The 9,057-nt window shown below is 61.7% G+C and carries 6 protein-coding genes and 1 pseudogene; 4 read left to right on the forward strand and 3 right to left on the reverse strand.

The window, feature by feature from the left end; translation table 11 throughout:
• Positions 1-370: 370 nt before the first annotated feature.
• A complete protein-coding gene (locus tag ACFVJ3_RS48620) occupies positions 371-1,267 on the reverse strand; it encodes an alpha/beta fold hydrolase (RefSeq protein ID WP_378458899.1) in 897 nt (298 codons plus the stop codon).
• 938 nt (positions 1,268-2,205) lie between these two features.
• Here ACFVJ3_RS48620 and ACFVJ3_RS48625 point away from each other — a divergent pair.
• From ACFVJ3_RS48625 to ACFVJ3_RS48640, 4 genes are all read left to right on the forward strand, one after another.
• Positions 2,206-3,099: a transporter substrate-binding domain-containing protein gene (locus ACFVJ3_RS48625; RefSeq protein ID WP_378458900.1), complete on the forward strand. Its 894-nt coding sequence runs from the start codon at positions 2,206-2,208 to the stop codon at positions 3,097-3,099.
• 2 nt (positions 3,100-3,101) lie between these two features.
• Positions 3,102-4,055, forward strand: a complete 954-nt coding sequence (locus ACFVJ3_RS48630) for an amino acid ABC transporter permease (protein ID WP_378458901.1) — start codon at positions 3,102-3,104, stop codon at positions 4,053-4,055.
• A 5-nt stretch (positions 4,056-4,060) separates the two neighbouring features.
• Positions 4,061-4,813 carry an amino acid ABC transporter ATP-binding protein gene (locus ACFVJ3_RS48635; protein ID WP_025433433.1) on the forward strand — a complete coding sequence of 251 codons (753 nt, stop codon included), beginning with the start codon at positions 4,061-4,063 and terminating at the stop codon, positions 4,811-4,813.
• Between the two features lie 98 nt (positions 4,814-4,911).
• Positions 4,912-6,258: an NtaA/DmoA family FMN-dependent monooxygenase gene (locus ACFVJ3_RS48640; RefSeq protein ID WP_378458902.1), complete on the forward strand. Its 1,347-nt coding sequence runs from the start codon at positions 4,912-4,914 to the stop codon at positions 6,256-6,258.
• Positions 6,259-6,977: 719 nt separating this feature from the next.
• Here ACFVJ3_RS48640 and ACFVJ3_RS48645 read toward each other — a convergent pair.
• Complete coding sequence (locus ACFVJ3_RS48645) at positions 6,978-8,174, reverse strand: epoxide hydrolase (RefSeq protein ID WP_378458903.1); 1,197 nt, start codon at positions 8,172-8,174, stop codon at positions 6,978-6,980.
• 81 nt (positions 8,175-8,255) lie between these two features.
• Positions 8,256-8,831, reverse strand: a pseudogene (locus tag ACFVJ3_RS48650) (IS5 family transposase); the annotation flags it as partial.
• Between the last annotated feature and the right edge of the window lie 226 nt (positions 8,832-9,057).

Consider the following 9,057-nt stretch of genomic DNA (forward strand, 5'->3'; position numbering starts at 1 on the left):
CAACTCGCAGCATGAAACATCAAGCAGTCGAACGTGACCCATACACCACAAACTTGACCCCAAAAACCGGCTACGCCGCTTCTAGGCTTCTAGGCAACGCAACGAGGATAAGCACGGTCCGTCGGACAAATACCGACCCCTGGGTCGGAAGGTCTGCCTTCAGAAAGAAGACCTCGGCCGAATAGATGATTGTGGCCTTGCCCGCGGAGTTCCTTGGCGTGCGACGACTGCGCAACCCTGGTTTCGCAATCCGAGTGGACGGGCTGTCTCGTGGCAGCGCGCTGGCTCGGCGACCTTGCTGAAGGGGTCATGTTCGTCCTCTGCCTCCTCCACTGCGACACCTCTGGCGTGGGGGTGCTCTCGTATGGTGCTAGCGAGTAAGAAAGGCGGTCACGTAACTGGCGAATTCCGTGCTTCGTTCTTGCTGTAGCCAGTGGCCCGTTTCCGGAAACACGAGCAATTCGGACCGCCGAAGCGCGGACAAGTAGTGAAATGCGTCGTCGGTCGGACAGAACCTGTCGTCGCGCCCCCAAAGGAGGAGTGTCATCTTGTCGATGGTGCCAATCCACTGAGCGGGGGCTCGGCGCTCGAAATCCTCAACCCAGCCGCCGCTGGCAAGGCGTTGGCTTGCCGCCTCGACCCCGGACCTCAGCGTGCCTTCGTACCGCGAGGCGACAGCCATGTCGAGGTGAGGAACCCTGCTCACGTCGGCCACCAGCCGGGTAAGCAAGTGCCGCATCTTGTTTGGTGACGGGTGAGGGTAATAGTCGTGAAGAAGCGCTGCCCCCTCTGAAGGAGGCGCAAGAAATTGCGGGCAGAATCCGCGAACGAATGGAGCTATGAGGACAATGCGGTCTACGAGATCCGGATACTCGAGCGCCATTCGCAGAGCGACGCCCCCGCCCAGCGAGTTTCCCGACACGTGCACCCGCCCGCCACCGAGATGGCTGAGGAGTTCGGCCATGGCCTTCGCGGAGATGGCGTTATAAGGGAGTCCGCTGTCCTCGACGAGATGAGGCTGGCCGAAACCGGGTTGGTCCGGAACGATTACTCTGAACCTGGCCCGCAGAACCTCGATGCAGGCAGCAAAACTGTCCCATCCCGTTTCGCCTGGAGCTCCTCCGTGAAGGAGCAGGAGGGATGGACCCGACCCGAGGTCTCGGTACGAGATGTGAGCCTCAGAGGTCCGATAGGAATGGGCCGCGGGGATCTCAGGCACGAGTGCGTTCTCCTTTGTCACGTGGACTACGGTCTCCTTGCCTCTCATGCGCCTGTTCTGCCGGTTCGGTTGTTGTCCCGTCGCCGACCAAACTAGGAGTCACTTCGATTGTCACGCGAGGCCACCTCCGGTTCGCCGGTAATACGAACACAGACTATCTCCCTGGCGCAAGGGCTGCGGGCGGACAGACCCGTCGCCGAGTCGTCCGCAGCGGGGACTAGGTGTTCGGGTGCCAGGCCGGGGGTTGGTCCCCGCCCAGCTGCCGGCACCCGACGCGCCGGCCCTCTGCAGATGGCGGCGGATGTGACGGAGACCGACCCCGCAAGTGGCCGTGCGGTGGCACCTCGGGGTCCGATTGATCGTGGTGCCATCGTCACAGATGTATCGAAAGCGATTGCGCAAAAAAGTATTTCGGACACACGCCGAGGTCTGAACACGGCGCCTGCGGTTCATGGACGGAAGGGCCGCCGAGAGGATTCGTCGGTTTGCTACTGGCTCCGCCGGGGCGTGCCCTGGGCGGCGCCGCAGTAAGCTGGGCACCGCCGAGACTTCGCGATTCACGCCCAGAGTGATCGGGTTGTGGGGCTTCTTCGCGTGTTTCAGGCAGGAAAAATTCTGCACGGATTTGTTTGAACGCTTGCCACCGCTGATCGTCTGTGTTCGTATTATTCTCGTAGAGGGTGGCGACAACCCGAGCACTGGCTCGGCATAGGCTCCTCGGATGGGTTGTCAGGAAGCGGGAATCACTGTCTGACTGGTCCTGACAGGGGCGTTCGGGCGGACGCTTCGCAAACGGCGAGATGCACTTGCGGTTCAAGTACGCCGACCGATCGTTTCAACGAGCCAGCTGAGCATTCGTGAGCTGGCGACAACCGGCCAGGCCGCGCAACCTCGTCTGCGCACACGCAGTACGGAGGGGTCAGGCCCCGCACATCGGCGTGCAGGTCATCTGAAGCTTCGTTGTATTCCAATTCGAAAGGAAATCCGTGAAGCACATCACCAAGTCAGTCACTGCGGTTGTCGGGGCATTGAGCCTCGTCGCTCTGGCATCATGCGCAGGCGGCGGTTCTGGCAGCCAAAGTTCGGCGGGAACAGACACCAACGGGTCTTCCATTGCCCTCCCGGAGAGCGTCGAGGCCAAGGGCGCGCTCGACGTCGCCGTGTACGTGCCTTACCCGCCGTACACCACGGTAGGCACCGATGGGGAGCCGGGAGGTCTGGAGCCTGACCTGTTGAGGGCTGTCGCAGAGAAGTTGGGGGTCACCCCGAAGTTTCATTCGATGAAGTTCGAAGCCATGATTCCGTCCGTTGTGAGCGGACGAAACGACGTCATGATCGGCGTCATGGCCGACACGGAGGAACGCCGAGAGGTGGTCAGCTTCACTGACCTGTACACCGCAGGTTTCAAGGTCGTGACGGCCGCGGGAAACCCAGCATCTATCGATGCAACCAACCTGTGTGGGGCGACGCTCGGCGAAGCACCGGTGAGCGTTCAGCACGACATTGTCAGCCGGCTCTCCGAGGACTGCATCGCTGCTGGCAAACCGGCGATTGAGATCTTGGACCTGGTCAACCCCGCGGACAACCTGGTCACGATTACCAACGGGCGGACTGACGCCACGCTTATCGACGTCATCATGGCAGCGGATCTCGTCAAGACGAATGACGACTTCGAAGCCCTCGACGAGGTCATCGAGGGCCCGGATGTGTACACCGGTTGGCTGTACAAGAAGGACAATGACGTCATGATCAACGCTGTGTGCGAGGCGGTTTCGGCGCTGATCGACGATGGCACCTGGGCGGACATCATGGGGCGGTACGGAGCGGGCGAGGTGGCTCTGACCCCGATTCGCATCAACACTGAGACGGCGGACTGCTGACCATGAGCAACAAATTGGATGCGCCCTCGCCCTCCGCAAAGGAGGGGGTGGCAGACGTGCCATCGCCCGGCGATGCGACTCTTCCTATCGTCAAGCTAGGTCACCCGTACCGGTGGATGGCGGCTGTGGTCATCCTGTTGCTGGCGGCTTGGTCTGTGCGGATCCTCGTGGTAACGCCGACGTTCGAGTGGGACGTAGTCTGGGACTACCTCTTCGACAAGGACGTCCTCCTGGGTGTTCTCCGGACGCTTCAGATGACTGTTATCTGCATGGTAGTGGGAGTAATTCTCGGGACCGTCATCGCTATCATGCGTCTGTCGCCGAATCCGATCTTGAAGGGCGTTGCTTCGTTCTACCAATGGTTCTTTCGGGGGACGCCCACCCTCATCCAACTAATCTTCTGGTTCAATCTCTCCAGCGTCTTCCCATCCATCGAAATCGAGTTGTTCGGGTTCACCTTCGTGAGTTGGAATACCAATGAACTCATGACGCCGTTCCTGGCGGCGGTGCTTGGACTCAGCCTGAATTTTGCGGCCTACCACTCGGAAATCGTTAGGGCGGGCATTCTTTCGGTCGATGAAGGGCAGTCCGATGCGGCCGACGCGTACGGGTTGAGTCGCGCTCAGACGCTGCGCTTTATCGTGCTGCCGCAAGCGATGCGAGTGATTATTCCCCCGACGGCGAACGAGACCATCGGGATGTTGAAGTGGACGTCACTTGCGAGCATCGTTTCGTACACGGAGCTTCTTACCACAGTAGGCAACATTTACAACACGACCTACCAAGTAATTCCGCTGCTGATCGTCGCCGCTCTCTGGTATCTATTCATGACCACAATTCTCAGCATCGGCCAGATCTTCATCGAGAAGCGGTTTGCTCGCGGAACGACCCGGAGTGCCAAGAAGTCTGCCATTGGGGACATCCTCGGCAGTATGCGGAGAGGAGTGCGCGCATGAATCCCATGATTTCTGCCCGATCGATCAGTAAGCACTACGGTCATCAACAGGTTCTGAAGGATGTGTCACTGGACGTTGCCAAGGGTGAGGTCTGCTGTTTGATCGGACCCTCCGGGGCCGGGAAGAGCACGCTGCTGCGCTGCGTCAATCACCTCGAGCACCTCGATGGCGGACGACTCATGGTGGACGGTGAGACCGTTGGCTACCGCGAGCGAGGGGGCAAGCTGCGGGAGATGAAGGGGCGTGACGTGGCGAAGCAGCGTGCCAAGATCGGCATGGTGTTTCAGCACTTCAACCTATATCCGCACTTGACGGCGGAGCAAAACGTGAGTCTCGCACCCCTCACGGTCCACGGTAAGGAAAAGGGGGCGGCGCGGGCGAGGAGCGTCGAGTTGCTCGAGCGCGTCGGCCTGGGCTCGAAGACTGGCAAGTACCCGCGGCAGCTTTCCGGTGGCGAGCAGCAGCGAGTCGCGATCGCCCGCGCCTTGGCGATCGACCCGAAGTTGATCCTGTTCGATGAGCCTACGAGTGCGTTGGACCCGGAACTCGTGGGTGAGGTGTTGTCGGTCATTCGCGACGTCGCGGATGAGGGAATGACCTTGCTGGTCGTTACGCATGAGATTGCATTTGCTCGCGAGGTTGCCAACCGCGTGGTTTTCATGGATGGAGGAACGATTGTGGAGCAAGGCAGCCCAGAAGAGGTCACCCTGCGCCCCCGTGCCGAGCGAACCAAGGCCTTCTTGGAGCGTGTCCTATAGGCGTAATGAGTTGCACCGCCAGGCCCGCCACGCGGTCATGTAGCCAGGCAGCTTTTATACCCGACTGGAGGAATCCCTTGTCAAATACTGATGTGCACATGAATCTAGTCTTGTTCTTCAATCCTGGAGGCAGGCTCCCATCGAGTTGGCGTCGGCCAGAAAGCCGCGTCGAAGATCTCTACAAGCTCGACTTCGCGATCGAGGTGGCGCAGCGAGCCGAGCGCGCCGGGTTCGACGCGCTCTTCTTGGCGGACGTCTTCTACGAGGCCCACCTCGGTCGGGACCCCTTCTCCACGGGCGTCGAGCCGTTGACGCTGATGAGCGCGCTCTGTCCAGTCACCACGCAAATCGGCCTGATCGGCACGGTGTCGACGTCGTTTGTGAATCCCTACAACCTTGCCCGCTACCTGGCCAGCATCGACCACATGAGCAAAGGCCGGGTCGGCTGGAATGTGGTGACGTCGTCCGCGGGTGGCGAGGTGTTCGGTGTCGAGCTGCCGCCGCGCGCGGAACGATACTTGCGCGCCGATGAGTTCGTGCGAGTAGCCGAAGAACTCTGGGACGCCTGGGACGACGATGCGGTTATGAACGATCGTGACTCTCGAGTCTGGGCCCGACGCGATGGTATTCATCCGGTCAACTTTCAGGGTGAGTACTTCAGCGTGCAAGGTCAGCTCAAGATGCCGCGATCACCCCAGGGCAGGCCGGTCATTGTTCAGGCGGGGCAGTCCAGCGACGGGATGGACTTCGCGGCACGCCATGCCGAGGTCGTCTTCACGGCTCAGACCGATATCGAAGAGGCGCAACAGTTCTATTCGGATGTCAAAGGCCGTGCGGCGGCCCTCGGACGCGATCCGTCGACGATCAAGATCCTTCCGGGCATAGCGCCGATCATCGGTGAAAGTTTCGCTGCGGCGCAGCAGATCGCTGCGGAGCTGGCAACGCTTGTGGACATGGAGGTCGGCCGAAAGGCAATGGAGATCACCCTGCAAGGGGCAGACCTTACCGGTCTCCCGCTGGACGCACCGATCCCGCTGGACCGCCTTGCGGATCCCGAGGTAGCAGGCTCGGCCGGAGGGCTCGGAGCGAGTCGGTACAAGAACTTCTACGCCATGGCGGTACGCGACAAGATGACGCTGAGGGACCTCATCTTCGAGAGTGAGCGAGGACTGGGTCATAGCACGGTGACCGACTCCGTGGCCCGGGTAGCAGACAGATTCGAGGAATGGTTCACCACGGGGGCCTGTGATGGCTTCGCCATCACCCCCGTTTACATGCCGGACGGGCTCGACGTCATCTGCGACAGCCTTCTTCCTGAATTGCAGCGGCGAGGGCTGCATTCCTCGGAGTACACCGGGTCCACGCTGCGCGATCATCTTGGCCTCGCGAGGCCCGAAGTCCTCAGGGGGTCCGAAGACAACCCAGCACACCGTCGGCTCGCCTGATGGCGCAGCCAGCTCGTCTGCTGGCGATAGAGGGGCCGGCCTGCCATTACTACAAGGATGTACCCCGTCCGTTTTCCCGATGAGCTCATGAGCGATATCGCCGGCATTCGCGCCCAACATGGTTGACGGGCAGCCCCTTCGCCCAGCGTTGGCGTAGGGGCTCGGTCACGCTGCTCTCGAGGCAGTGTCGTCCTGGCGCGAGCAGACGATGGCGGAGACGACGTTGCCGCCAACGTAGGCGGCCCGGAGCTGATCGAGCGAATGCGACACCGTGTGCTGCGGACGGCACCGAGTCGGGACCGTTCCACGGCAAGCGACTCGGAGGCGGTCGACATCCCCAGCGCCCACGGCGCCGACTCGACCGGTGTCAGTCCACACCGTTGGAGGTGTCCGATAGCCGGCCGATGGCGCTGTCGAGCGCTGTGATCTGCGCGGAGCCCGCGTCGGGATCTGGTCGGGGTCGGAGCAAGTGGAGAGCACCGGGGAGGGCCACATCAGTACGATCCCGGTGGTCAGCTTCCGATGAATCGTCTCGGCCACCAGCCACGCCTCCAGATCGTGGCCCCCGCAGCGGTTCGGTGACGAACGCAATGTTCGGGATCAGGACCGCCTCGGTGATGACGGTCAGAGTCTCGTCCCATAACCCGTGCGTGCGTGCGAACCGGGACCGAGCCGTGCCGGCGAACCCTTTCGCTCTCCACTTGTACGCGACGTACAGGTCATTCGAGCGCACCGAAAAACGCGATGACGTCCTCGGCGAGCGCCTGCGGCTGTTCCAGCGCGGCGAAATGTCCGCCCTTCGTCATGCGGGTCCAGCGACGGATGTCGCCGAAGGATTGTTCCGCGAGCGAGCGCGGCGGCGTGAGGTTTTCGCACGGGAATTCCGCGTATCCCATCGGAGCCTCGACGATCTCGCCCTCCGGCACCGGCCACGGGCTGTGCATGCGCGCGTAATACGGCCAGAACGACGAGCCGATCGCACCCGTGAACCAGTAGAGTGAAATGTTGGCGAGCATCTCGTCGCGCGTGACGGCGTCTTCGGGGCTGCCGTTGTTGTCGGTCCACGCGTGGAATTTCTCCACGATCCAGGCCGCGAGGCCGGCCGGCGAGTCGGTCAGGCCGAACGCAAGTGTCTGCGGTCGCGTTCCCTGCATCAACTGATAGCCCGTCTCCTCCTTGACGAAGTTGTCGAGCTGATCGAGATACATTCTCTCTTCGGTATTCGGATTCGGTGGCACTTTCAGATCGCGCCGCAACGGAAGCATGTTGAGATGGATGCCGGACGTGCGGGCCGCGAAGCGATGGCCCAGTACCGAAGTAATGAAACTGCCCCAGTCGCCGCCCTGTGCGCCGAATCTTTCGTAGCCGAGCGTCGTCATCAGCTCGGCGAAGACTTCGGCGATTTCGACGAGGCCGAAGCGTTGCTGGCCCGGCATGAACGACAGCGTATAACCGGGGAGCGAGGGCGCGACAACGGTGAAGTGCTCGGTGAGCAGCGGGATCAACTTGTGAAACTCGAACACCGAACCCGGCCAGCCGTGTGACAGCAGCAGCGGCATCGCGCCCGGCTTCTTGCTCGGTGCATGGATGAAATGCACCTCGATGCCGCGGACCGGCAGTGTGAACTGTGGAAACGAATTGAGCTTCGTTTCCCACGCGCGCCAGTCGAAGTCGTTCTGCCAGTAGTCGGTGAGCGATTTCAGATATGCGACGCTCGTCCCCGTGGACCACGGCGAAGCGGCGGCTCGTCGGGAAAGCGCGTGCGTGCGAGCCGTTCGCGCAGGTCCGCGATCGCGGCGTCGGGGATGCGCAGGGTGAAGGGTTTGGGGGTGCTCATCGCTGAATCCTAGCCTGAACAATTCGTGAGGCAGCGATGGATCAGGGCGTGCACAGGAACGAAAGATCCTGTCCTGCACCGCGCCATTGCAACAGGGCGAAACCCAATCAACTATAAAGTGGCTCGAAAGATTGAGGCTGGGTTCTGTCTGCCAATTGCGCAGTCGGTGAGGTGTGACTGTTGAGGCGAGGAGTATGCCGCACAGGTAGGTGATGGCGTACTCGTCGTAGCAGGTTGCGACACCGCGCCAGTGCTAGAGTCGGTTGAAGCCCCGCTCGACGGTGTTGCGGTGTCGGTAGAGCGCGACATCGAAGGCGGGTGGTCGCCCACCTAGGGAGCCCTTCTCCTTCCGTCGTGCGATCTGATCGGATCATTCCTGGATCGTGTGGGCGATGTTTCTGGTCCGCAGCATTTTCCGAGTCGACGGATGGAAGTACGCCTTGTCTGCCAGCAACCGCATCGTGCAACCGTGCCGATCCGGATAGATCTCGAGCAGCGGAGCCAGCTGTGGTTTGTCGCCGACCTGATCGGCGGTCAGCAACACGGCGACCGGAGGGCAGGTGCCGTCGACGAGGGCGTGGATCTTCGTGGTCCACCCGCCTCGGGAAGATCCCAGTGCGTGATCGGCGGGCTCGCTCGCAATCGTGTAATTCGACTCAGACCCCTGTGGGTCCCCAGCCGGTGCACCCGCCGTGTGCTGGTGGGCCAGCACGCTGGTCGAGTCGATCCAGACCAGAGCCACGCACAAGCGAGCGAGAACACGCCCTGAACGGCCGACCATACTCCGCCCACTCGTCTGTGTTAGATCCTTCCTCACGCGCGAGACGTGCTAGGCGTCAGAGAAGCGCCCGCTCCTCCGTCTTCGATCTAGTGCCGCACCTGGGTTTGTTTGCCCCGTTGGTCCGACACGCCGCCTGATTGCCGGTCGCTGGACGCTACCTCGGTCATCCTGATCGGATGGC

Origin of the sequence: Rhodococcus sp. NPDC127593 (genome assembly GCF_042671975.1) — a bacterium.
Lineage (GTDB): Bacteria > Actinomycetota > Actinomycetes > Mycobacteriales > Mycobacteriaceae > Rhodococcus_F.

Coding starts and splice junctions, on each gene's coding strand:
- ACFVJ3_RS48630 (WP_378458901.1), top strand. CDS start 3,102: ATGAGCAACAAATTGGATGCGCCCTCGCCCTCCGCAAAGGAGGGGGTG.
- ACFVJ3_RS48620 (WP_378458899.1), bottom strand. CDS start 1,267: ATGAGAGGCAAGGAGACCGTAGTCCACGTGACAAAGGAGAACGCACTC.
- ACFVJ3_RS48635 (WP_025433433.1), top strand. CDS start 4,061: ATGATTTCTGCCCGATCGATCAGTAAGCACTACGGTCATCAACAGGTT.
- ACFVJ3_RS48640 (WP_378458902.1), top strand. CDS start 4,912: ATGAATCTAGTCTTGTTCTTCAATCCTGGAGGCAGGCTCCCATCGAGT.